The organism is Bifidobacterium cebidarum (assembly GCF_009193305.1).
GTDB classification, from domain to species: domain Bacteria; phylum Actinomycetota; class Actinomycetes; order Actinomycetales; family Bifidobacteriaceae; genus Bifidobacterium; species Bifidobacterium cebidarum.
The window spans coordinates 86,854-111,605 of sequence record NZ_WBVS01000006.1 but is presented as its reverse complement, the minus strand read 5'-3'; the positions used below and the strand labels follow the sequence as shown (position 1 = coordinate 111,605).

Annotated in this window: 15 protein-coding genes and 1 pseudogene; 4 read left to right on the top strand and 12 right to left on the bottom strand. The window is 58.2% G+C overall.

The window, feature by feature from the left end:
- Nucleotides 1–219: 219 nt before the first annotated feature.
- The 3 genes and pseudogenes from F7D08_RS06990 to F7D08_RS06980 form a co-directional block, all read right to left on the bottom strand.
- Nucleotides 220–3,960, bottom strand: a pseudogene (locus F7D08_RS06990) (DEAD/DEAH box helicase); the annotation flags it as partial.
- A 178-nt stretch (nucleotides 3,961–4,138) separates the two neighbouring features.
- The gene (locus tag F7D08_RS06985; RefSeq protein WP_152209975.1) at nucleotides 4,139–5,101 is read right to left on the bottom strand and encodes a ribokinase; all 963 of its coding nucleotides are present in this window, start codon (nucleotides 5,099–5,101) and stop codon (nucleotides 4,139–4,141) included.
- 152 nt (nucleotides 5,102–5,253) lie between these two features.
- A complete protein-coding gene (locus F7D08_RS06980) occupies nucleotides 5,254–6,444 on the bottom strand; it encodes an MFS transporter (protein WP_193316236.1) in 1,191 nt (396 codons plus the stop codon).
- Between the two features lie 227 nt (nucleotides 6,445–6,671).
- Here F7D08_RS06980 and F7D08_RS06975 point away from each other — a divergent pair, with 227 nt between their 5' ends.
- Nucleotides 6,672–8,165, top strand: a complete 1,494-nt coding sequence (locus tag F7D08_RS06975) for a DUF4153 domain-containing protein (protein ID WP_152209927.1) — start codon at nucleotides 6,672–6,674, stop codon at nucleotides 8,163–8,165.
- A 110-nt stretch (nucleotides 8,166–8,275) separates the two neighbouring features.
- Here the strand turns inward: F7D08_RS06975 and F7D08_RS06970 are convergent, their stop codons facing one another.
- The 3 genes from F7D08_RS06970 to F7D08_RS06960 all read right to left on the bottom strand — a co-directional run bounded on the left by F7D08_RS06970 (nucleotide 8,276) and on the right by F7D08_RS06960 (nucleotide 12,927).
- Nucleotides 8,276–10,603: a DNA gyrase/topoisomerase IV subunit B gene (locus F7D08_RS06970; protein ID WP_152209926.1), complete on the bottom strand. Its 2,328-nt coding sequence runs from the start codon at nucleotides 10,601–10,603 to the stop codon at nucleotides 8,276–8,278.
- Between the two features lie 65 nt (nucleotides 10,604–10,668).
- Nucleotides 10,669–12,123: an RNA polymerase sigma factor gene (locus F7D08_RS06965; protein WP_152209925.1), complete on the bottom strand. Its 1,455-nt coding sequence runs from the start codon at nucleotides 12,121–12,123 to the stop codon at nucleotides 10,669–10,671.
- A gap of 201 nt (nucleotides 12,124–12,324) precedes the next feature.
- Nucleotides 12,325–12,927: a DUF4192 family protein gene (locus F7D08_RS06960; RefSeq protein WP_152209973.1), complete on the bottom strand. Its 603-nt coding sequence runs from the start codon at nucleotides 12,925–12,927 to the stop codon at nucleotides 12,325–12,327.
- A 449-nt stretch (nucleotides 12,928–13,376) separates the two neighbouring features.
- On the opposite strand from F7D08_RS06960, the gene F7D08_RS06955 reads away from it, so the two are divergent.
- On the top strand, nucleotides 13,377–14,462 hold the full coding sequence (locus tag F7D08_RS06955) for a polyprenyl synthetase family protein (RefSeq protein WP_152209924.1): 1,086 nt from the start codon (nucleotides 13,377–13,379) through the stop codon (nucleotides 14,460–14,462).
- Nucleotides 14,463–14,545: 83 nt separating this feature from the next.
- Nucleotides 14,546–16,843, top strand: coding sequence for a Stk1 family PASTA domain-containing Ser/Thr kinase (locus tag F7D08_RS06950; protein ID WP_152209923.1), 2,298 nt, complete (start codon nucleotides 14,546–14,548; stop codon nucleotides 16,841–16,843).
- Nucleotides 16,844–16,937: 94 nt separating this feature from the next.
- On the opposite strand, the gene F7D08_RS06945 is transcribed toward F7D08_RS06950, so the two are convergent.
- Nucleotides 16,938–17,639, bottom strand: a complete 702-nt coding sequence (locus F7D08_RS06945; protein ID WP_152209972.1) for a lysophospholipid acyltransferase family protein — start codon at nucleotides 17,637–17,639, stop codon at nucleotides 16,938–16,940.
- A gap of 51 nt (nucleotides 17,640–17,690) precedes the next feature.
- Here F7D08_RS06945 and F7D08_RS06940 point away from each other — a divergent pair, with 51 nt between their 5' ends.
- On the top strand, nucleotides 17,691–18,302 hold the full coding sequence (locus tag F7D08_RS06940; protein ID WP_152209922.1) for a hypothetical protein: 612 nt from the start codon (nucleotides 17,691–17,693) through the stop codon (nucleotides 18,300–18,302).
- 161 nt (nucleotides 18,303–18,463) lie between these two features.
- Here the strand turns inward: F7D08_RS06940 and F7D08_RS06935 are convergent, their stop codons facing one another.
- From F7D08_RS06935 to F7D08_RS06915, 5 genes are all read right to left on the bottom strand, one after another.
- Nucleotides 18,464–19,768 (bottom strand): ABC transporter substrate-binding protein, encoded by a 1,305-nt coding sequence (locus F7D08_RS06935; RefSeq protein WP_193316235.1) that lies wholly within the window; start codon nucleotides 19,766–19,768, stop codon nucleotides 18,464–18,466.
- Between the two features lie 8 nt (nucleotides 19,769–19,776).
- Nucleotides 19,777–20,760, bottom strand: a complete 984-nt coding sequence (locus tag F7D08_RS06930; protein WP_226803419.1) for a carbohydrate ABC transporter permease — start codon at nucleotides 20,758–20,760, stop codon at nucleotides 19,777–19,779.
- Complete coding sequence (locus F7D08_RS06925) at nucleotides 20,753–21,685, bottom strand: carbohydrate ABC transporter permease (RefSeq protein ID WP_226803418.1); 933 nt, start codon at nucleotides 21,683–21,685, stop codon at nucleotides 20,753–20,755. The genes F7D08_RS06930 and F7D08_RS06925 overlap by 8 nt, the downstream gene beginning before the upstream one ends.
- A gap of 196 nt (nucleotides 21,686–21,881) precedes the next feature.
- On the bottom strand, nucleotides 21,882–22,928 hold the full coding sequence (gene trpD, locus F7D08_RS06920; protein ID WP_152209919.1) for an anthranilate phosphoribosyltransferase: 1,047 nt from the start codon (nucleotides 22,926–22,928) through the stop codon (nucleotides 21,882–21,884).
- Nucleotides 22,929–23,111: 183 nt separating this feature from the next.
- On the bottom strand, nucleotides 23,112–24,677 hold the full coding sequence (locus F7D08_RS06915; RefSeq protein ID WP_193316234.1) for an MFS transporter: 1,566 nt from the start codon (nucleotides 24,675–24,677) through the stop codon (nucleotides 23,112–23,114).
- Nucleotides 24,678–24,752: the final 75 nt, after the last annotated feature.

The following is a 24,752-nucleotide window of genomic DNA, read 5'->3' as shown; positions in this document are numbered from 1 at the left end:
GCTCCATTCCTGAGGGATGATTTCGCCGGTTTCCGGATTGATATCCGGTTCGGCGGTTTCATTCCAGACACGTTTGGCGGCATCCATCAACTGACGCGCATGGAAGGCTCCGCCTGTCGAAAGCGCTGAAAGAATGGCCTGCGGCATCGTGGCCGACTCATCATCATCGGCACTAACCTCGTTGCCCGGCAAGGAATCCGCCATACGTGATTCGACTGGCAGCAACACGGAATCCACTGGATGGAAAGCGACTTCCCCTGCTTCCGTCGCACCTGTTGCTCCGGCTTTGGAACCCACCCAAACCACGTCTCCTGAGGTCAGCAGCTCGTCCAACAGCGCCGGCTGATAGTCGCGCACGCGGGCCGGGAATACGGCGGATTCCCAAAGCGCAGCCGGTAGCGTCAAGCCTTCCAGCTGTTCGATGACGCGCATCAGCCCATCAGCGCCTTCGTATCGTTCACCGCCAACCGGACCGATGCCTTGCCTCTCAAGTAGGAACATCTGATAGGTCGATGGCTCCACCGGTTTGATGGTTTTGCGCGCCTTGGCCAACGAGCGTTGGCGGATGCGCCGGAACACATCCTTATGCAGCCACTGTTGCGATTGCTGCATCTGCCGCGATTGCGCTTCATCGGAAAGCGATACTGAGGAAGAGACAGCAGCATCAATAAAATGCCCTTTGAGCAGCTCGCCGGCACTGGCCAGTCTGTCCAATTCGTGCACCGCATCATCCGCAGTAATGCGTAAATCATCGATGATTTGCCCGGTGGTGAATGGTCCGTGGGTTTTCGCATATCGAGTGATCCGACCGGCGATATCATCCTCGGACAGTTCATTCCAGAACGTGCGTTCCGCCAGCTCCTGTGTCACAGAGCGAATAACATCAGGATCCAGGACTTGAGCCATATTGGTGGTACCGAGCAGCCGTTCAAGCACCTGTGGGTCAAGTGACAGTAGCTGCGCGTTGCGTTCGGCTTGCGGCTGATCATACTGGTACATCACTGCGCCCACGAAACCGAACAGAATGTTTTCCGCGAACGGCGAAGGCGTCTCAGTCTCCACATCTTTGATGACGATGTTGCCAGCTTCGAGTCCGGTCATCACCTCATGCAACGCGGGCATGTCATAGACATCCTGCAGGCATTCGCGCGCGGTTTCCAACAATAATGGGAAGTTTTTCGCGGTTCTGGCCGATTGCAGCAATTGCGCTGCCCTGAGTCGTTGCTGCCAGAGCGGCACGCGGCGGCCGGGATCAGATCGCGGCATGAATAGGGAACGCGCCGCGCATTCGCGGAATCGTGCGGCGAACAATACGGATTCACCGACCTGACGCTCCACATCAGCCTTCAAATCCTCCGGGTCGAAGAGGAACAAGTCGGCTACCGGAATATGCCCTTCGCCGTCCGGCAGCTGAATCACAATGCCATCATCCGCCGCATAGGCCTGGCCATCGAAACCGTAGCGGGTGGCGAGTCTGCAGCTGATGGCCATGGCCCACGGCTCGTGCACGCGGCGACCAAATGGACTGAGTAGGACGATGCGCCAGCCACCGTCCTCGTCGCGCGTGCGCTCCACTACCAGGGTTTTATCATCCGGTACGACTCCTGTGGCAGCTTGTTGTTCGGCAAGCAGACCTGCGAGGTTGACGATGGCGTTGGAGTCAAGACCGTCGTGTTGAAGACGGTGTGTGATAGTTAAGGTGAAGTTTGGCCGAGGTCTTCCCTCGGTCGTCGCGTGGTGACGGTGCTCTTCCATGGGGGCACCGGAAGGTAGCTCCAATCCGGCTGTGGTCTCACGCAGGAACCGGCCGATAGTACGGCTGAAGCCGTAGTCGCGTCCGGCGCCTTCGCCATGCCAGAATGGCAATCGTGCGGTGCGACCGGGCGCAGGCGTCACTACGACACGGTCACGGGTGATTTCCTGAATCTGCCACGAGGAAGTGCCAAGTGTAATCACATCGCCTACGCGTGACTCATAGACCATCTCCTCATCCAATTCGCCGACGCGACGTTGACCTTTGCCGGCATCCGATTCGGGCAGCACCACCGTGTAGAGGCCGCGATCCGGAATTGTGCCTCCCGAGGTTACGGCGATCTTTTGCGCGCCCGGACGGGCGGAAATCACGCCGGATTCCTTGTCCCACATGAGTCGCGGCTTGAAGGCGGAGAATTCTTCGGTGTTGTATGCGCCAGCCATCATGCCGATTACCGCATCGAACATGTCACGCGGCAGTTCGGCGAATGGCGCGCTGCGACGCACAGCGGCATACCATTCGTCCGCTTTGAGATTATGCATGGATGCCGCGGCCACGGTCTGCTGGGCGAGAACGTCCAAAGGATTGCGCGGTACGGCAAGCGGCTCGATATCTCTCGCCATCATCGATTCCAGGCTCGCCGCCGAAGTGACGATTTGCTGGCGAGTCAGCGGATAGAACAGCGCATGGGAGACGCCTCCGACCTGGTGGTCGGCTCGGCCCACGCGCTGCAAGCCTGAAGACACCGACAACGGCGTGTCCACCTGGATCACCAAATCCACCGATCCCATATCGATGCCGAGTTCCAAGCTGGAGGTCGCCACCACGCAACGCAGCTCGCCGCGTTTCAGTCGTTCTTCAATCATTTTGCGACGATCTTTGGAGACCGAACCATGATGGGCCATGGCGATCACATCATCGCCATCATGTGAGCCGACCAGCATGGTGGTGGAACCGACCACAGCGTCATAATGCACGGCAAAACCCTCACGCCCCTCAGGAGAGCCAGGGCCTACGACCCAAGGGTCGGCGTCTTTGGAGATACCATCAGCACTCGCAGCGGGCTTCTGTCGTTCGGCATACATGTCGTTCAATCGGGCGGTGAGTTTTTCGGCAACGCCACGCGAGTTCACGAACACGAGTGTGGTGTGATGCGCCAGAATCTCATCCAGAATGCTGCGTTCCACCACAGGCCATATGGAGCCAGCGGTGCGGTCACCACGGGCACCCGTAATGGCAGAAGAGTCATTGCCGGAATCAACGATTCCTTTGCGTTCCGCTAGTCGTTGCATGGCCGGCGTAACGCCGCTAATCTGCGGCATCCGTTCCGCGTCCACTCCGCCGGCGCGATGCTTGGCGTTCGCAGACTGCAGATCCCGCATGTTTTCCAGCGGTTCGACCATCTTCAAATCCATAGCCGGCCTGCCACCGGGGTTGATGATGGTCACCGGTCTCCCGCCGCCCAGGAATCGAGCGGCCTCTTCGGGCGGATTCACCGTGGCGGAGAGTCCGATACGCTGGATACGCGCCGAAGGCTGCGATTCGCTGTCGTTATCATCCATCTTCTGCATCGCGGCATTATTCGCATCATCCATCGCTTCGCGTCTGCGCGATTCGGCGACAAGGTTCTCCAGCCGCTCAAGGCTCAACGCCAGATGCGCGCCACGTTTGGTACCAGCCATGGCGTGAATCTCATCCACAATCACGGTTTCCACCGTGGCGAGGATGCGGCTGGCCTTCGAGGTCAGCAAGAGATACAGAGATTCCGGGGTCGTGACCAGAATGTCCGGCGGATGCGCAGCGATGCGTCTCCGCTCTTGTGGCGTCGTGTCTCCTGAGCGGTTGGCGATGGTGATTGCAGGTGCGGAGAGTCCTTCCGCCTCGCATTGCGCAGCTATGCCTTCGAGTGGTCGTTCAAGATTCTTGGCCACATCGACCGCTAATGCCTTCAACGGCGAAATGTACAGCACACGCACGCCGGTACGCCTCGATCGCGTGCGCTTGGCGCCGCCATGCCCCATGAGACGATCGATAGCAGCCAGGAATGCGGCCAAGGTTTTGCCGGAGCCAGTGGGCGCGATGACCAGCACATTATCACCGGAGCCGATGGCCGGCCAAGCCTGATCCTGCGCTTCGGTGGGCCGTCCGAACGCGTGCATGAACCATTGCCGTGTAGGCTCGGCAAACAGGTTCAGACTTTCGCACATATGTTCGAGACTAGTCGTTCGCGTCAACAATGGCAACAGCCCGCCCATCAAGGCACACCTCAAGCCAATAAACAGATGCGCCCCACCGACGAGCTGTCAGCAGGGCGCATCATCGATTCGCACACAGATTTGCTGCGTTGCGCGAACCAAGCCAAACCAAGCAATCAGTTTTAGACAATCAGCTGAAGTATTCGATAACCTCTTCAGCTGTGCCATAGGCACTTTGCGCGCCAAGTTTGGTAGCCGCATAAGCGGAAACATAGGAACCAATCTGCGCGGACTGCAATAGCGTGAACTTCGCGGCCAGACCAGCGAGCACGGTACCCATGAAGGAATCACCACAACCAGTGGTATCCACAGCATCCACCTGGGCGGCGGAAACGCGGTGCCAACGGCCATCCTCAATTACGATGGATCCCGAAGCGCCAAGCGTCACAATGGCGCGATCGAAACCGTAATCAGTGAAGCGAGACACCACTTCGTACCAGTCGTATTCTGCGGCACCGTCATCAGGCAAGCCCAGCAATTGCGCCACTTCATGCTGGTTGACGAGCAGAATATCAGTGGCTTCCACCAACTCGTGCGGCAACTCGTCCATGAACGGCGAATCATTGAGCAGCACGGTCACACCGGCTTCATGGGCGGTCTGAGCTGCGGCAATCACCGTGGAAATCGGACTCTCCAAGCACAGGCCCAGCACCGCGCATTGCGCGATGGTATCGCGATGGGACTGCACATATCCGGCGCTCGCCTTGGAATTGGATCCCGGCGAGTAGACAATGGTGTTCTCACCTTCGGCACTCACGGTAATCAACGTGGTGCCGCTCGGACCTTCCACATGCAGAATATCAGCGGTGTCCACGCCAGCTTCATCCAGCTTGCTCAGCAGGAAGTCCGCGTTCGCGTCATCTCCCACGGCACCCAGCAGCTGTACGTTGGCACCCAGTCGTGCTGCGGCGGATGCTTGGTTTGCGCCCTTACCTCCTGGCAGCACCTTCATGGCACCGCCGTTCACGGTTTCGCCCGGCTTGGGCAGTCGTTTCGTGCTTACCGTGTAGTCGGCATTCATGGAGCCGACTACGATCACAGAACCCTGTGCCTTACCCAATGCTTCCAGTCGATCACGCACCGGTTCGGGCATCTGCTCATGTTCTTCACTTTTCTCCATGGTTGCACAGCATAGTAGGCCCATGGGCCAAAGGTCGAATCAAAGAGCAACAAAAGATAACAAAACGGCTGCATTCCGCCATTATGGGCACCCGAACACAGCCGTCGAACAATCCACGCAGATGACTAGCCGCGAATCTTGCGCAAGCTCTCATGCATGACGGTCATCAGCACCAGGAACAGCAGCAGATACCACGGATAGAGCGCAATGGTGATGTATTGCGCGATGATGCCGAACACCGGCGGCATCAGCAGCGAACCCATATAGGCACATGCCATCTGCACGCCGACGATGGCCTGCGAGTTCTCCTCGCCGAAATACGTGGGCGTGGAATGAATGACGCACGGATAGATCGGCGCGCATCCGAGGCCGACCACCACGAGGCCAATCACAATACCCAGGTGATGCGGCAGCGGCACGAACATGACAACGATGCCAGCCAACACCAGAACCTGACCCAGACGAATCATCGCAGGATCGGAAAGCTTCATGGTGATGAATCCGGACAAGCCACGGCCCACCGTGATGCCGACGTAGAACAGGCTGGCCCAGCTGGCGGCGGTGATCTTATCCACGCCGCCATGCAGCACCATGTAGCTGGAGGCCCATAAGCCGGCCGTGGTTTCGATGGCGCAATAGCAGAAGAACATGATGAGGATTTCTTTGGCGCCACGAATGGCCAGTACGCCGGCCACACCCAGGGGCTTGCGTTCAGCCCGAGAGGACGAATCATCGGAGGCACTGGCCCGTTCCTCACTCACGGTGTGCTTACGGGATTTCCATAGCGGCAGACTCATTACCAGAATCACGGTGAGTACCACCTGCAGGATGGCGATGTATCGATATCCCCATGGCCAGCCTTGCCCGTTGGACAGCGCAAAGCCCATGATGTACGGGCCAATGGATGCGCCGACGCCCCACATGCAGTGCAGCCAGCTCATATGGCGGCTTTCGTAATGCACGGCCACGTAATTGTTCAGTGCCGCATCCACGCCGCCCGCGCCTAGACCATAAGGTACGGCAATCAGCAACAGAATCCAATAATTCGGGGCAACAGAGAAGCCGGCCAGCGCCGCCGCGGTCAGCGCCACGGAGACGGCCGTGACGCGCCCTGCTCCGAACTTCAGAGTCATGCGATCCGAGAGCAAGGCGGACACGATGGTGAACATGGAGATCACCGCCGAGATGCCACCCGCCCATGAGACCGGCACGGCGAGGTCCTGGCTCATCGTTGGCCATGCAGCCCCCAGCAACGCATCAGGCAACCCCAGGCTGATGAACGCCACGTAAATTACGGCAAGCAGCAAACTGGCCATAGTCGCAACACCTTTCATACAACGAAACAACACTGTTCGTGATAACGATGTCACCTAGCTTACCGAACAGTAAGTAAGCAACACGCCGGTAAAACCCGGAAGAAAACCGCCGTGCACCGCCACATCAGAACGACAGGCAAGTACATATCGAATATCAATATGCACAATCAGTGAAGAATTGTTTTTCGATATAGATATATCGTTTTTCGATATTATACGATGCGCATATGCGTACTCAATATCCCACCGCGCACCCAACACCACCGCCGTTCACTCCCGAATCAAGCAGTCAGCCTGGGTCAGCCATGCAGCCCACCAGCCCCACTCCAGCCGCTCATCCCACGGCCCGGCCCCAAGCCCTGCCCGCAATCAAACGGCGACTCATGTTGCTCGTCGCCGCATTGCTTATCCCATTCGCGTTCGATCGTCTCATGCTCTCCGATACCTGGCCTAGGGCAATCTCACTCGTTGCATCGGCATGGCTTTCCCTATGGATTCGTTGGGCGCTCCTGTGCCTGACCTGCCTTGCGGCCATCATCGCATTGTTCATTCGTCGCGCCTATCGCAACGCGCTGTGGTGGACCAGCGCGGCGGTCATCGGGGCACTCAGCGTGTGGCTCATCATCAATGATGATTCCTTCACCTATGGCATCCCCGATCACAGCGACATGTTCATGGCGCTGCCATCCCCTAATTACTGGTATGCGACATTGACCAGCGTCATCGCGCTCCCCTCGCTGCTGATGCTGGCGTTGCAGCTATCCACCACGAATTTCGCGCCGAACCAACCCGCCAACATCATGTTTCGATGGCTGCAAGGTTGGACCGTCAGCCTATTCACCCATTGGCGCATGTTGGCGCAAACCTGTTCGCTGTGTCTTCATGGCTCGCGCGACGCTGATAACGATGTCATCGCCGTGCGAAACGATATGCTGCGCAAAATCGGTATTGCGATGCTCATCAGTCTGCCGATTCTGTGTCTGCTGATCCCCCTGCTCATGCAGGCGGATGAAATATTCTCCTACGTTGTGGTGCATGCGTTCAATCACCTCGACTTCACCGCACTGCTTTGGCATACGATGGCCGTTCTTATCCCATTTCCATTCCTGGCCTCGCTCTTGGTCAGCGTGGACACGCGAAACGAGGAGCCGAAACTCACCGCTCTCCGCAACGCGGAAAAACATGGGCTCTTCGACCCCGCCATTACCGCTACGGTGTTGATGATCGTTCTGGCGCTCTATGCCGTATTCTGCGTCGTGCAGTTCACGTTCCTCTTTGCCGGCGCCGGACTTCCCGCCGGATACACATACGCCGAATATGCACGTCAGGGATTCTTTCAGCTACTGCTTGTGACCGCGTTGAATCTTGCCGGCTTTGGCCTCGTACTTACGTTCACGTCACGTACCAGGCTCGTCACGATGCTGCAGGTCGGTCTCGTCTTGGCGACCGGCGTCATGCTTGCTTCCTCGGCCATGCGTCTTTGGCTGTACATCGATGCCTATGGCCTGACTTGGCTCAGATGGCTGTCATTGACCTTCATCGTCTTGCTGGCGGTAGTGCTTGCGTTGGCTTTGGCGCGTCTGTTCGTCGCGCGACTGCCGTTAATCGGCATCACATTCGTATTGATACTGCTATGGTGGCTGGCCTTGGGATTGAGCAATCCGAATTGGGTAGTCAATACGTGGAATACGTATTTCGGAACCGTGGTCTCCGATTTGTGACCGCTCTTGAGCCAGCCCCAATACATTGCCCTTCTGTTGAGCCGGAATCATCATCTGAGTTCAGAGTTCAGCAGAAGGGCAACCGAGGAAAGGAGAACCGGAACGCTCTATCAGGTATCGATCTTGGAGCGGTCGAAATCGTCGGCGTTATCCACGATGAACTGTTTGCGCGGCGGCACGTCGTCGCCCATGAGCAGGCTGAAGATTTCGGAGGCTTGAGCGGCGTCTTCCATACGAATGCGGCGCAGCATGCGGGTGCGTGGGTCCATGGTGGTGTCGGCCAGCTGGTCGGCATCCATTTCACCCAGACCCTTGTAGCGCTGGATGTCATCGTTGTAGCCGATGTGCTGCTTATCAAGGTCGGCCAGTTTGCCGGCCAGCTCGTCATCGGAATACGTGTAGATGTATTCGCCCTTACGCGAGCCGGTCAACGCGATGCGGTGCAACGGCGGCACGGCGGCATACACATAGCCGTGCTCGATCAGCGGACGCATGTACCGGTAGAACAAGGTGAGCAGCAGAATGCGGATGTGTGCGCCATCCACATCGGCATCGGTCATCATGATGATCTTGTGGTAGCGGGACTGTTCGATGTCGAAGCTCTGGCCTGAGCCGGCGCCGACCACCTGGATGATTGCCGCACACTCCTTGTTGGACAGCATCTGCGTGATCGATGCCTTCTGCACGTTGAGGATTTTGCCTCGAATCGGCAGTAGCGCCTGGAAGCCGGCGTTGCGTGCGGCCTTGGCGGTACCGAGTGCGGAGTCGCCCTCCACGATGAACAGTTCGGCGATGTCATCATTGCCGGGCTGGCAATCGGAGAGTTTGGCCGGCATGGAAGCCGATTCAAGCGCGTTCTTACGGCGGGTGACTTCCTTGGCTTTGCGGGATTGGATGCGGGCATGCATCTCCCCCACGATCTTCTCCAGTACGCGGCCGGATTGCTCCTTGTAGCCGCGCTTGGAGCCGGTGATCATCTCGCCGAACTGCTTATCGGTAAGCCTGGTGGCAATCGGCTTGACCTGTGCGGTGCCGAGCATATCCTTGGTCTGGCCCTGGAATTGCGGTTCGGCCACGCGCGCGGTGATTACCGCGACAAGACCTGCCTGAATGTCATCGCGCTCCACCTTCATGGCGGAGTCTTTGAGATTCACTTTGAGCTTGCGGGCATTGTCTTCCACGGCTTTGCGAATCTGCTTGGTGATGCCGTTCATGAAGCCGTCCACGTGGGTGCCGCCGCCCGGCGTCTCCACGATGTTCACGAAGCTTCTGATCGTGGTGTCGTAGCCGTTCACCCAGCGCAGTGCGATGTCGATGCCGCAAGTGCGTTCGATTTCCTGGGCGTGCAGTTCGCCGCCCTCGCCCACGGCCTGGGTTTCCTCCTTGTAGGTGCCTTCACCCTGGATACGCCAGATATCGGAAACCGGCTCGCCTTTGGAGAGGAAGTCCACGAAGTCCTTGACGCCGCCGGTGTGGCGGAATTCCACCACACGCGGATGCGCCGGCTGTTCGCCGAACGCGCCGTCCACGACCTCATCGGACGCGTTGAGCGAGAAATCCTCTTCGCCGTTGTCCGACTGTTCCCGAACCTCAATCGCACCGGCTTCGGCTGGCTGCCTGGAGGAATCATCGGATGCGACGGATTGGTCCATGGGCAACGGCAGCGGTGCAGAATCCACCGTTGATGCGTCGGCTGCCGGTTCCCCCTGATCGGCGACTGCATGTTCCGGAACGTTTTCATCAACGATGGTGATTTTGAGCCCAGGAACCAGGAAGCTGGTTTGGCGTACACGATCCACCAGCTGCTCATAGGAGAACTCGGCGGTTTTGTTGAAAATCTCAGGATCGGCCCAGTACCGGATTCGCGTGCCGGTGGTCTTCGGACTCACCTTACCGATGATTTCCAGCTCGGTGGGACGATTCTTTCGGGTGCGTTTGAACGGGGAATCCGGCGATGGGTTGGCCGGATCAGCATCCGTGTAGACGCCCGGATGACCTTGATGGAAAGACATATGGTGCGTTTTGCCGTCACGATCGACTTCCACATCCAGTCGTGAGCTCAATGCGTTCACCACGGAGGAGCCCACGCCATGCAGGCCGCCGACCGCGTTATAGGAGGAGTTGCCGAACTTGGCACCGGCGTGCAGCTTGGTGAGTACCACTTCCACACCGGACAAGCCGGTCTTGGGCTCCTTATCGACCGGGATGCCTCGACCGTTGTCTGCCACTTCCACCGAACCATCGGTGTGCAAGGTCACCGTGATATCCGTGCAGAACCCCGCCAATGCCTCATCGACGGAGTTATCGATGATCTCCCACAGGCAATGCATGAGGCCTTGCGAGTCGGTGGTGCCAATGTACATGCCCGGACGCTTGCGTACCGCGTCGAGGCCTTCAAGGACGGCAAGATCCTTCGCGCCGTATTCTTCTGTGGCCATAAATCCTTAATTTCTCTCTAATACCATCTTGGCTTCCCTCGAATGGAGGGAAGCCAAGCGATCGATCATTGATCCAGGAAGTCGCGCAGCGTCTGGGAACGAGACGGATGACGCAGCTTGGACATGGTCTTGGACTCGATCTGGCGGATGCGTTCACGGGTCACACCGTACACACGGCCGATATCGTCCAGCGTCTTCGGTTGGCCGTCTTCAAGGCCGTAACGCATCTTGATCACGCCCGCTTCACGTGGAGACAGGGTCTCCAGCACCTGCTTGAACTGCTCCTGCAGCAAGGAGAATGCCACGGCGTCGGACGGTGCGATGGCGTCGGTGTCCTCAATCAGGTCACCGAACTCGGAATCGCCGTCTTCGCCGAGCGGGGTGTGCAGGGAAATCGGCTCTCGGCCGTACTTCTGCACTTCCTGCACCTTCTCAACCGGCATATCCAACTCGCGCGCAAGCTCGTCCGGCGTAGGCTCACGACCAAGATCCTGCAGCATCTGGCGTTGCACGCGCGAAAGCTTGTTGATGACTTCCACCATGTGCACAGGCACGCGAATGGTGCGGGCCTGATCGGCCATGGCGCGGGTGATGGCCTGGCGAATCCACCACGTGGCGTAGGTGGAGAACTTGAAGCCCTTCTTCCAGTCGAACTTCTCCACGGCGCGGATAAGGCCCAGGTTGCCTTCCTGAATCAAATCGAGGAACAGCATACCACGGCCCGTGTAGCGCTTGGCGAGCGAGACCACGAGTCGTAGATTGGCTTCCAGCAGATGGTCCTTGGCCTTCTTGCCATCGGCGGCGGCCCACTTGAGCTCACGCTTGCGCTTGAACTCCATGCCTTCGGACTGGGTATCCAGCAGGTGCTGGGCGTATAAGCCGGCCTCGATGCGTTCGGACAGGTCCACTTCCTGCTCGGCGTTCAGCAGGCTCACACGACCGATCTGCTTCAAATAGTCCTTGACCGGATCGGCGGTGGCGCCGGCGGCGATCACACGGCGCTTCGGGTTGCCGGCCGGGATGATGTTCTCATCATCGTCATCGGTGTCGGAAACCACGTAGGCGCCCTTTTCCTTCGGCTTTTCCGGAGCCTTGGGCTTGTCGTCCTCGTCGTCCTCATCCTCATCATCGACGTCATCTTCATCGATATCGTCATCGTCGAGGTCATCGGAATCATCGGCGTCAACGTCGTCGATGTCCTCATCCAAATCGTCGACGTCCAGATCGTCGTCATCCACCACGTCGTCGAGATCATCGTTCTGGTCGTCTGCGTTCTGGTTCAGATCCTCGTCTTCGACCTTCTTCGCGGCAGCCTTCTTCTTGGCCGATGTGCGGCGCGTGGTCTTCTTCGGGGTCTTCTCACCGCTCTCCTCCGCGGCGACCTTGGCGGACTTCGCGGCGCGGGATTTACGCGTAGAGGTCTTGCGGGCGGTGGTCGTAGAGCTGGCCTTCTTCTTGGTCTCGGTCTCCTCGCTGGAGTCTTCCGTATGCTTGGTTGCCGTCGTTTCCTTCGTGGCCAAAACTGCTCCTCCTGATCTCTCGCCGGAAGCTCTCATACCACATGGGCACACTTCTGGCAAGGGCAAATCGTCAACTATGAGAGTAAATCACCTTCCACGGACGATTATTCCCATTCAGAAGAAAAATGTGTTGCATCCATGACCTGCATCATGGATGCACGCTTACCTAATCAGGCTGCTTCGACTCGGTCTAAACCCCTGTTATGCCTCCGCTTCCGAGTTCTTGCATGCGCACCAGGCAGGGAATACGCCTCGGTCGGCTGCGGAGAACACCATCGCCGCCAGCGAACAATCCTCATCAAGGACCAGGCATTGCAGGGCCAATGCGGCGGAGCTGACATCTCCAAGCCACCACAGCGTGTAGGCCGCCACAGCCAGTGGCTGAATACAGTAAGGGACCGGCGACACTGTGGCGATATCAAGCAACATGGACACTCCCGTCCGGCAACGTTCCTCATCTGGCGTTATCCGCTCGTCTTCGAACGCGCGGGTCAGCAGTTCGCTCATGCTTCGCTTCGCCTTTTCGCCATGTGGCCTGGATGCGAATTCCATCAGCAATGATTTCGGGCACTCCCGTTCATCCACAATCAGCGACAGGATCAGAGCGTCACGAATGGACAGCGTCTCGTTCATGCCTACGGCGAATACCGCCATGGTTTCGGCGTCCAGCACCGCAATACCGTCATCCAACGAGGCCAACCATTCGTCCAGCGGATCGCGTATCCAATCCGCATTGGCTTGCTGAGGCCCGCGCTCACGCCGGTCGGCATGGAACGCGTCGGCCATCATCTCCAAATCCTCCATATCGAATGCATCAGCGTACACATCGTCGAATCGCTCATCGAACACGTCGTCATATGCGTTCTTGAATACGTCGTGATGACAGGCGTCACAGTCGCGAACGCTACGCTTGCCGTAGTTCCGTGCTTGCTCATAGGCCTTATTGCCGGATCGCCCGTCACGCCGTTTCCCGGACCGCGCATCGCGTCGGTCTTGTGAAACGGCTGCATGACGCCGCCCTTTCGTACGGCCTTCCTTGCCATGCGCATTATTCCTGTTCGCCATGGTGTTCCTCCTCTACGTCGAAGATCCGGTGTCTCGCCGCCCAACGCCGGGCCCGGGATGGACGTGTGTCCACTATGCACGAAAACCGCCGGGAACGAGGTGAAAACCCACCTATGTGGTTCGAGCTTCAGAACCCAATGTTTCCAACGTTCTTGTATTCATCACAGCCTGTGGATAAGTTATTAGGCATGTGCACAACCGTGAATGACCTTTCCATCATCGAACCGCGCATCAGCGAGCTGGTTCGGGAACTGACCGACGCTCCTTCCACCGGCGAGGTGGCTGCCGCCCTGAAGCCGGTAATGGCGGAAGTGGTCGCCCAGGCAGTCACTTCAAGCCAAGGCGGTAAACGGCTGCGCGCACTCCTCAGCCTCGATGCTTTCGACCTGCTGGCCCCCGCACAATATGCAGCCGGCAGACGCGAGGCCATGATCGATCTGGCTTGCGCCATCGAGGTGTTCCAGACCGCGGCGCTGGTGCATGATGACATCATCGATGAATCCGACCTGCGCCGTGGCAAGCCATCCGCGCATCGGGCGCTGGAAACCACCGTGCACAATACGTCCATCGGCCGGGGGTTGGGACTGATGCTGGGCGATATTCTGGCCACCGCATGCATCGAGATCGCACGTAGAGCCGCCGAGCAACTCAACAATGGCGATGCCATCGTCGAAGCGTTCCTCACCATGCAGCGCGAAGTGGAGATTGGCCAGGTGCTGGACCTGGGCGTGGAGATGACCCCGCTGAACGATCCGCAAGCATTGGTTGAGGCTTCGCTCAACGTATTCCGTTGGAAGACCGCCAGCTACACCACTATCGCTCCTCTGTTGCTCGCGTTGCTGGCTGCCGGAGTGGAGCCGGCCGAGGCCAAGCGTCAGGCGCTCGCAGTGGGCGAACCGTTAGGTTTGGCATTCCAACTTGCGGATGATCTGCTGGATGTCATCGGTTCAAGCCGTCATACCGGCAAGCCCGTCGGCGGCGATATCCGCGAGGGCAAGCGAACCGTGCTGCTGGCCGACGCTCTGCAATCCGCACATGCCGATGAACAGCAGGAATTGCGCGACATGTTCGAGGCTCCGCACCGTGATGAGCGGCAGGTGGAACGGGCTATCGCATTGTTCGAGAGCACCGGTGCCATCAATCACTCGCGCGAACGCATTCAGGCACTGTGGAAACAGTCCCGGTCGGCAATCGCGGCATTGGGGCTCTCCGATCAGCGTGAGCACCGTCTTATCGACGCATGCGCGCGTTTCATTCCCGTTGATCTGCGATAGTCGTATTTCCGCCGCCTCGCGCGTAGCCCGGACAAGGTACACTGAACCATGTTCAGCTGAATTCAAAGGAACCGTACGAGTTGATGAGTGAGAACGAGCCCGCACAGATGATCGAGGGACGCTACCGCATTGTGCGCAATATCGCCGAAGGCGGCATGGCCACGGTGTATGAGGCGGTTGACGAACGCCTGGGTCGCACTGTGGCCATTAAGGTGATGCACACGCAGCTGGCCCAAGGCCCGCATCGTGCCCAATTCGTGGAGCGATTCCACCGCGAGGCCAACTCCGCCGCAGCCATTGCGAACCCTCATATCGTGCAGGTGTACGACACCGGCGAATTCAACGGGCTTGATTTTCTGGTCATGGAATACGTGCACGGCATCAATCTGCGCCATGAGATGAACGTGCAGGGTACGTTCTCCGTACGCGAAACGCTGCGCATCGTGGCCGAGACCTTGGATGGGCTGTCTTCGGCGCATAGGGCCGGCGTAGTGCATCGCGATATCAAGCCGGAGAACATCCTCATCAACGATCGCGGCCATGTGCAGATCACCGATTTCGGTCTGGCCAAGGCCGCCAGCCAGGCGACACTGAGCTCCACGGGCATGCTGCTGGGCACGGCCGCCTATCTCGCGCCGGAAATGATCGAGAACAATCTGGCCACCCCGCAGGGCGACTTGTATTCCGTAGGCATCATGGCATGGGAGATGCTGGCCGGCAGGGTCCCATTCGATTCCGACAATCCGGTCACTCTTGTCTTCAAACACGTGCACGAAGATGTTCCCTCCATCACCACGGTCTGCCCCGGCATCAATCCAGCCGTGTCGGCGTTCATCTCGCATCTGACCGCCAGAGCCGTCGAGGCACGTCCCAAAGACGGCTTCGAGGCGGCCTCCGAGTTGCGCCAGCTGGCGGCCCAACTGCCAATGGAGGCATGGCAATACCGACTGCACGCCACTGCGGTCGACACGAATCGCAATGATGCCACGGCTCCAGCTTTGGTAGGCACCATTGGCCAGGCCGCAGAACGTCTGACGGCGGCGCAACCGGCACCGCCTGCGCCGCCGATGCCTCCGGCTCCTGCCGGTCATGGCACATCGGATAGTTACGCCAATGCGTCGACTGCCGCCACACCGATCGCACCGACCACGGCCATCGGGACTTCATCGTCCGCGGCTTCCAACGTTTCCGATCATGGCAACGTTGGCCAGACCAGAGTGATGCCGCAATCAGGTGCTAACGGCGGTCAAACGCGGACATTGCCCCGGATGCCAGAAGAGCCAACGCAGGCGCTTCATACCACGGATACTCCTGTTTCCGGAACAGTTTCGGAAACAGGAGACGCGGCAACGGATACGGCCGCAGCCAAGCCCAGTAGCCTGTCGAAGCGAGCCAAGACCGGGCTCACCATCGTGCTCGTCGTGGCATTGCTTCTGGCCGGCGTGTGCGGCGGATTCGGCTGGTGGTGGTATGTGGGTCCCGGCAGCTACTGGAGCGTGCCCCAGCCTGAGGATGTGTCCTGTACCGAGGGAGATGCCCAGTGCCCGCTTTCCGGAGCGGACTGGTCCACCTATGAGAGCTTGCTGAAGACCACAGGCATCCCGTATCAGGTTTCGCGGGAATACAACGACACTGTCGACAAGGGCAAGATCATCTCCGTATCCCTTGGTAAGGCCGAGGCGTTCGTCAATAGCCGTGTGGGCAAGCGCGGCAACCAACAACTAAAGATCGTAGTGTCCAAGGGCACGCAGATGGTCACCATTCCGGACGACATTCTGGACTCGTCAGCCGCCAACGGCAAGGACCCGATCACCGCATTGAAGAATGCCGGATTCAGCAACATCACCCATGATGAATCTCAAGATCAGTATTCGATGGATGTTCCCGAGGGCGCGGCCTTGACCATCTCCCCTGATCCGGGCACCACGATGAAGCATGATGCCGAAGTGACCATCACCTTGAGCAAGGGGCCGATGCCGGTCAGCATGCCGGATATCGTGGGCAAGACCAAGGATGAGATGCTCGACTCGTTCGATCAGCTCAAGCTCACCGCCAATATCACCGAGGAGTATGACGACAAGATCGCAGCCGGAACCGTGATGTCGGCCTCTCAGAAGGCTGGTACACAACTGAAGTGGGGCGACAGCGTGGATGTGGTGGTGTCCAAGGGACCGGAAACCACAGTGCTGCCCAACGTGGTCGGCATGTCCTACGATAACGCGGCCAAGCAACTCGAAAAGCTCGGCTTTACCGTGAAGAAGTCCGCGCCATTGGGTGATTTGACCCATGAGGTCCGCATCCAAAGCCCCAAAGCCGGCGAGACCGTGCGATTGCGCGACGAGAACGGCACCCCGACCGTCATCACCTTGACTGTGGTGTGATTTCGCATACCAATCATGAGCCGTAAACGACAATAGCCGGGAATGGTTCCCTCAGTAAGAATCATTCCCGGCTATTGTTGTTTGCTCCGATGAATTATTCGGCAGCCTCAGCTTCTTTGGCGGCTTTCAGCTCAGCTTTGACCTTCTGCGCGTATTCGTCCACGTATTCCTGGCCGCTCATGGCCTGAATGGCGGCAGACACGCGATCGGTCAGTTCGCGCAGCTCGGCATGCGTGATCTCGTCAGCGGACTTCTTGGCAACCTCAATCGGCTTGCCATACTTGACCTGGGTCTTGCCTTTCTTCGGAATCGTAGTGCCGATAGGCTGCAGCAAATCCGAACCGATCAACGCCACAGGCACAATCGGGCATCCGGTCTCCAGAGCGAGACGAGCCACCCCCGTGTGTCCCTTGTACATGCGGCCATCCGGACTGCGCGTGCCTTCGATGTGAATGCCGAACAGGTGGCCGTCTTCGATGATCTCACGCGCATGCTCAAGCGCACCAAGCGACTTGTTACCGCCGGAACGGTCCACCGGGAACACGCCGACGGAAGTGAACCACCACTTCTTGAACTTTCCTTTCAGCCCCTTGCCTTCGAAGTATTCGGCCTTGCCCATGAAGTGCACCATACGCGGACAGGTGATTGGAATCAACGCATCATCAATTACCGCAAGATGGTTGGCGGCGATGATGGCACCGCCGGTGCGCGGCACATTATTCAGGCCGGAGACAGTGGGGCCGAGACGATGACGGGCAATAGGACCGAAGACTTTGACGAAGAACCAGTACAGCACTTGGCGTTTCCCTCCCTGCGCGGTTTGGGGCATCAGATTAGAGTGGTGTATATGACTGACCTCAACAATACCAACGCAGCTGACGAGCCGACAACACCCACGCCGGATGATGGTGCAAAGCACAACGATCTCGATGCGGCTTGGGCTGCCTTCGAAGCCGAGCATAAGGCGGACCTCAACGACGTGGCCACGTCACGCCAAGCCAGGAAATTCGAGAAACAGGCTAAAAAGCGTGAAAAAGAGGCACTGCTTTCCGTGGATGATCTGGACGCCGCTGCGTTCACCGATGGTGTACGTCCATTCCACGAACGCATGAAGAATGGTCGTGGCCCTCGCGATTTCACCGGTTCAAGCTGGCTTGACACCGACGATGTGATAGACCGTTACGATGACGGCGGCTTCACTCCCCCGAACCCGGATTTGGGGCCGGTACATGCCTCGACCGTACTATTGACAACGCTCCTCATCATTGGTCTGGTGGGCTCATTGGCCATGATTCTGGTGCCTGCGCTCTACAGCATTCCAGTATTGAGTTCGATATTGAACATTGTGTTCGGCATATGCACGGTGCTCGGTTTGGGCGGTCTGGTGGCCAAAATCCTCAATCGTAAGAACCGTCCCGGAGATAAGGGCGGCTATTTCGATGATGGCGCGCGCGTATAGCCTCAGCAGGCCCACACTCAAGCACCATTCCTCCATCTACCTCCCCGACTGTAGGTTTTTGAACACTGACTGTAGGTTTTTGAACGTTTTTCGTTAGGAATCCTACAGTCAGTGTTCAAAAACCTACAGTCTAGTTGAGGGGTGGTCGAGAGTCCATCGGCTTATGAGGCGAAGTCGATGGATTCCTGAAGCTCGGCGATCATCGACTTCGCAGCGTCCAATGGCTTGCGCTTGCCGAACACGACATCCTGCTGGTAGCGCACGATGGTCTTATCCAGTTCGGAAGCGCCGTTCGGCGTGATTGCCGGGGCTTTGCCGATGGTGGGCTGGATGGTGTCGATGAAGTCCAATGCCGCTCGATCGGTGCCTGAAGCCTCACCGGCAAGCATCTTGCGGATATCGTTGTTCGCGGGAATGCCTCGCTCGGTGCCGAGTACCTTACCGGCCTGCTTGTTGTTGATCAGATAGTCGACCAGCATGGCGGCTTCGGCGGGATGCTGTGAGCCGGATGACACAGCCCAATACATACCTGGTTTCAGGTACATGGTTTTTGCGCCAGGAGTTGCTTGCGGCATGGGAACGACCGTCATGTTCTGTGTGCCGGCAGCCTCGGCATACGGCGTAATCATCGTCGCCTGGGTAATCATCATGGCCTGCTTGCCTTTGCCGAAATCGGTATCGTTCAGGCTGGCTGCCGTGTTTTCGCTCCAACGTTCGGCATTGCCTTCAACACCGTTCTTCGCCCAATCTGCGGGTAATTGCAGGAACGAGGCCAACGTTTCCGGTGAGATGGTGATGGAGTTTCCTCGGAACAGGTTCTCGCCATGCTGTCGAGCCCACAATTGCAAGCCGTATCCGTTATTCGGCGCGATTGATCCAATGTATTTGCCGTCTGAACGTTCGGAGACTTGCCGGGCGAATTGCTCGAAATCATCCCATGTCCATTGATCGGTATCTGGAAGCGTCAGTCCCAGGGAATTCAGCACATCGTTGTTGACGATAACGCCGTATTGTGCAGTGGTAGCTGGAGCTGCCACTTGTTTGCCTTCAACTTGGCCCATGGATTTGAGCGATGCGTCCATGGTGCTGAGGTCCAGATATTGCGAAGCCTTGTTCAGGTCAAGCAGGGAGCCCATGGAACCATAAAAGGCAAGGTACAGTTCATCCATCTGCATCACATCTGGCGCATTGCCACCGGCGGATTGCACGGCGAGTTTGTCCCAGTAGCCGGTCCAGTCAGAGTATTCCATATCGACATGGATATTCGGATGCTCCTGTTCAAAACCCTTGACGGCCTGCTCGGTGGCTTTGATGCGAGCGTCGCCACCCCACCAATCGAGTCGAATGGTCACGTTGCCGTCTGCCGGTACCACTGGCACATCAGAGGTTCCGACTGAGCTGCCGCATGCAGCGGTCGCGCACAACGTCGCGGCAGACAACGCCGCAGCCGCAATCTTCTTCCACATACGCTTCATTACTTACCCCCAGTAGTCGCAATACCCTGAACAAGGTACTTCTGCCCGAACGTGAACACCAGGAACAACGGAATCAAGGACACCACGCTCATGGCAAACATCGGACCATAACTGGATTGGGATTGCGAGTCAATGAACGTACGCAACGCGATCGGCACAGTGTACATATCAGGTTTGGTCAGGTACAGCAACTGGCTGAAGAAGTCGTTCCATGTCCAGATGAAGGTGAACACCGCGCAGGTGCCGATGGCCGGCTTCATGAGCGGCAGCAGGATCTGGAAGAAGATGCGGATGTGGCCGGCACCGTCGATCTTGGCGGCCTCGTCCAGGTCGCGCGGCAGCCCGCGCAGGAACTGGTAGAACAGGAAGGTGAAGAATCCATCCATCGCCAGGAACTTCGGCAGAATCAGCGGCACGAATGTATTGATGAGGTGGAGCGAATTCCACATGATGTATTGCGGAATCACAATCACATGAATCGGAATCATCAGCATGAGCAGCATAAAGCCGAACAACACACCGCGGAACCGGAAGTTCAGTCTCGCAAATGCATACGCTGCCATCGAACAGGTCAGGATGTTGCCAACGATCGCGAACACTACAATAATCAACGAGTTGAGGATATAGCGGCCGAACGGGTAGCTCAATGCGTGCCAACCGGCCGCATAGTTTTGCCAGACCGGTTGAGTGACCAGCAGACCCATATTGGTGAAAATCTCGTTTTGGGGGCGCAAGGAGCTGGCGACCATCCACAGAATCGGATACAGCATCAGAATCGCGAGCAGCAGTATCAGGACCTGCTTGACAACGGAACCGACTACGCGTGCGATGCTGCGCCCGCGATGAGGATTCATACCGGCACCGGAACCAAGTTCGGCATAGGCATCCTGCTTCCGTTGCCGTTCGCGCATTTCACGCATGGTCTTCTTCTTGATGGATTCAGGAGGATTCAGCATGGCATCCATCGTTGCAATATCAGTCATCGTAATGCACCCAGAACTTGGAAAGAGCGAAGTTTATTCCAGTGAGCAGAGCCACGATCACCACCATGACCCAGGCCAGCGCGGAGGCGTATCCCATCCTCAAGGAAGCGAAACCCTGCTGGTAGAGATACAGCGTGTAGAACAGTGTGGAATCCGAAGGACCACCAGTGCCCCCGGAGACCACGTAGGCTTGCGTGAACGTCTGGAATGAGTTGATGACACTCATCACCAGGTTGAAGAAGATGATCGGACTGAGCATTGGAAGAGTAATGGAGCGGAATTGGCGCCACTTGCCGGCACCATCCACGCTGGCCGCTTCGTACAGTTCGCGCGGAATCTGGCGAAGACCGGCGAGGAAAATGACCATCGGCGAGCCGAACTGCCAGACATGCAGAGCAATCAGCGTCCAGTTGGCGGTGTCGGGGTTGGCGATCCAGCTCATCGAGGTGTCAATGCCGAGCAATCCCAGCAATGCGTTGAACAGTCCGTCCGAACCGAACACCATCTTCCACAGCACCGCCACGGCCACGGAGCCGCCGAGCATGGAAGGCAGGTAGAAGGCGGAGCGGTAAAAGGACAGTCCACGCATACCGCGATCGAGTAGCACAGCGAGAGCAAGTGCCGCCACCAGCTGCAGCGGTACGGAGATCACCACATAGGTCAGTGTGACCGCAAGCGAGTTCAGAAAACGCGGATCGGCAAGCATATGCCGATAATTCATGAGCCCCACGAACTGCGGCGGCTTGATCATGTTGTATTTGGTGAACGAAATCACCAACGAATACACCATAGGAATCAGGCTCAGAAACAGCGCGCCGATCAGCCAAGGCGCAAGAAATCCCAATGCCACTTTCGTGTCGGTCGGCTTATCTTTCGGCTGATGCCGGTTTTTGACCAGCGACCCGAATTCCGAAAACGAACTCACGATGTTCCTCCCATGATTCCATGCCTTCATCGGCCGGATATGGTTTAAGCATAACGTTTGCGTTACCATCGATTGCCATTGTTGCCATTGTTGCCAAAATCAATGCATCATCTGGGCCGCAATAAAAAAACTCCCCTCATACGAGGGGAGTTCGCAACAGCTAGGTTGTCTTGTCAGGCAACCTACATCTTCAGCATCAGGCCTTGGACTTGGCGGTTTCAATCCACTTGTTCAGCAGTGCTTCGGCCTTGCCAGAATCAACAGCATCTTCGGCGATCTTGTAGGCCTCAGCAAAGCGCTCGGCCAACGAGCCATCACCCACCAGATGACCGTCGGCCACGATAGCGGAGGCGGCGTTGAGCAATGCGGTGGAGCGGGATGGCACGTCCTTGCCGGCCAGGAAGTCGCGGAATGCTGCGGCATTGACCTCAGGCTCGCCGCCCTTCAGGTCGGCGACATCGATCTTCTTGAGGCCAAGATCCACGGTCGGGTCGAAGTCGGTTTCGGTGACCTTGCCGTCGCGAATCTCCCAGACGGAGACCGGACCGGTGGGCGCAAGCTCATCCATGCCCTCATGCGAGGTGTACACCATGCCGGATTGGCCTGCGGCGGCATATGCGCCTGCCATAATCGGGCTCATGGCACGGTTGGCGCAGCCGATGGCCACGTGTGCCGGCTTGGCAGGGTTGGTCAGCGGCCCCAACACGTTGAAGACGCACGGAATGCCGAGAGCCGCACGAACCGGGCCCACGAAACGCATGGCCGGATGGAAGGTACGGGCGAAGGCGAACGTGATGCCGACTTCGTCACCAACCTCGCCCACTGCCTCCGGCTTCAGGTTCAGCGGGAGGCCAAGTGCCTCAAGCACGTCGGCGGCACCGCACTTCGAGGATGCGGCACGGTTGCCATGCTTGACGATCTTCACGCCGGCGGCAGCGGCCACCACGGCACCCATCGTGGACAGGTTCACGGTGGCGAAGCCGTCGCCGCCGGTGCCCACGATGTCGGTGGTCTCACCAGAGACCTTGAGCGGAATCGCGTGAGACACCATGGCCTTGGCCGCACCGGACACTTCTTCGGCGGTCAGTCCCAGCTGCTGCTGCATGGCGAGTGCCGCACCCACTGCTGCGGGATTCGCGTTGCCCTTCATCAAATCATCAACGAACCACTCGGATTCCTCGGAGCTCAGGTGGTCTCCCCCGACCAGCTTGGTGAGAATCGACTTCCATGTGATCTCTGCCATTGTTCCTCCTTGACGCATATTCGCGCCCGATAGCTAGTAACGCGGCTCATTGTAATGGCCATGCGTTTCACGAGATGCAAACTTCCATATTGCAAAATACGTTGCAGATACGTTGAAGGCTCTCCTCCGGTGGAGAGGAGAGCCTCATTCGATGATTGTCTAGCGATCAGCAACCATCGACATTCACTCGGTGGTTTGCGGCCAGCACTGCTCGTACTTGATGCCGGTGAGCTGTTCGACGACCTTCTTGGTTGCCGGATCGACGTCGGCCTTCTTGCCGCCGGCCTTCAGACGGTCGATTTCCTTCAGGAGCACGGCGTCGGTGTTCTTGTCGAGCTTCATGGTGAAGGAGATGATCCAAGCCACGGCAAGGCCGGCGATGATCCACCAGACGAGCACGGTGCCGATGGCGTTCACCGCCTGCTCAGGCTGCGGCTTACCGGCCTTGAATGCCTCCTCTACGAAGCCGTTGGCGCCGAGGAACCAGCCCCATGCCATGGCGGAGAGGCCTGCGGTGATCTTACGGGCGAACTGCTGGAAACCGATGTACAGACCGCCGCGGTTCTCGCCGGCCATGATCATATCGACATCCGGGGTGAACGGGAACACGTTCCACGGAATGAACCAGGTCATGGCGCGGAAGATCAGCCACCAGATCATGACCACGTACAGGGCTGCGTTCCATGCAGCGGTGTTGTTCTGGGATGCGGTCTGCCACAGGCCCCACAGGCCCAGGAGGCCCAGGATGGCGCCGGCGAAGTTCAGGGAGAACATCTTGCGCGGGCCGAGCTTGGCGAAGATCCAGCCGAAGACCGGCTTGAGCGGTTCACCGATTAAGGCCATGCCGAGCAGGGCGGAACCGAAGGCGACCGGCTTGTTGAGGTTGTAGAGCACGAAGAACAGCCACACCTGGCCGAAGATGTCGAGGAAGGACTGGCCGAGCAGGTAGATCAGGATGTGCTTGCGGAAGGTTTTGTTGCGCAGGGTGGAGAAGTAGCCGACGAAGATATCGGCCACGCCCTTGAGCCACTTGCCGAAGTTGAACGGTTCCTTCTTCTCAGCCTCGATGGCGGCCTCGTCGAATCCCGCCTCTTCAGGAGTGAGCTCCCAGGTGGACTTGTAGGCGATGAACACGAACACGGCGAACAGCACGATGAAGAAGCCCATGGAAATGGTGTAGGAGGAGCTTTGCTTGTCTCCCAGGGCCTTCAGGAAGGCGGCCATGCCCAGCGGAATCACAGCGGTGGAGATGCCGGAGAACAGCATACGCGTGGTGGAGAGCATGGTGCGGCCGTTGAAGTCGGTGGTCATCTCGTTCGGGAGCACCGAGTACGGGGTCATGATCAGCTGGTTGGCGATGATCCACAGTGCGTACACCACGAAGTAGGCCCACACCGGCAGCCCCGGCACGAACATCAGGATGGTGACGAGCAAGGTTGGCACGCCAAGAAGAATCAGAAAACGACGGCGGCCGAACTTACGGCCGACCTTGTACTTGTACAGGTTGTCGGAAAGTGTTCCGAATACCAGTGCGGAGAATGCGGCCAGCATCGTGGCGATGCCGACGATGGAGCCGGCCTGGGCCACTTTGAGCCCGGCGAACGTGGTCCAGAAGAGTGTCAGATAGGTGGCGATCTGGCCGAAGCCGCCGCCGTAGAAGTCACCGAACGCGTATCCGATGGCGTTGATGAGCTTGATCTTGCGTCCCTGAGGCGCCTTAGCCTCAGGAGCTGCTGCCTGCTGTGTCATTGCAGCATTCCTTTCTTTGTTCGACCCCGCATTGCAGGGCCGATGATTGTTCATTGATGGTTACGAATGAGGATG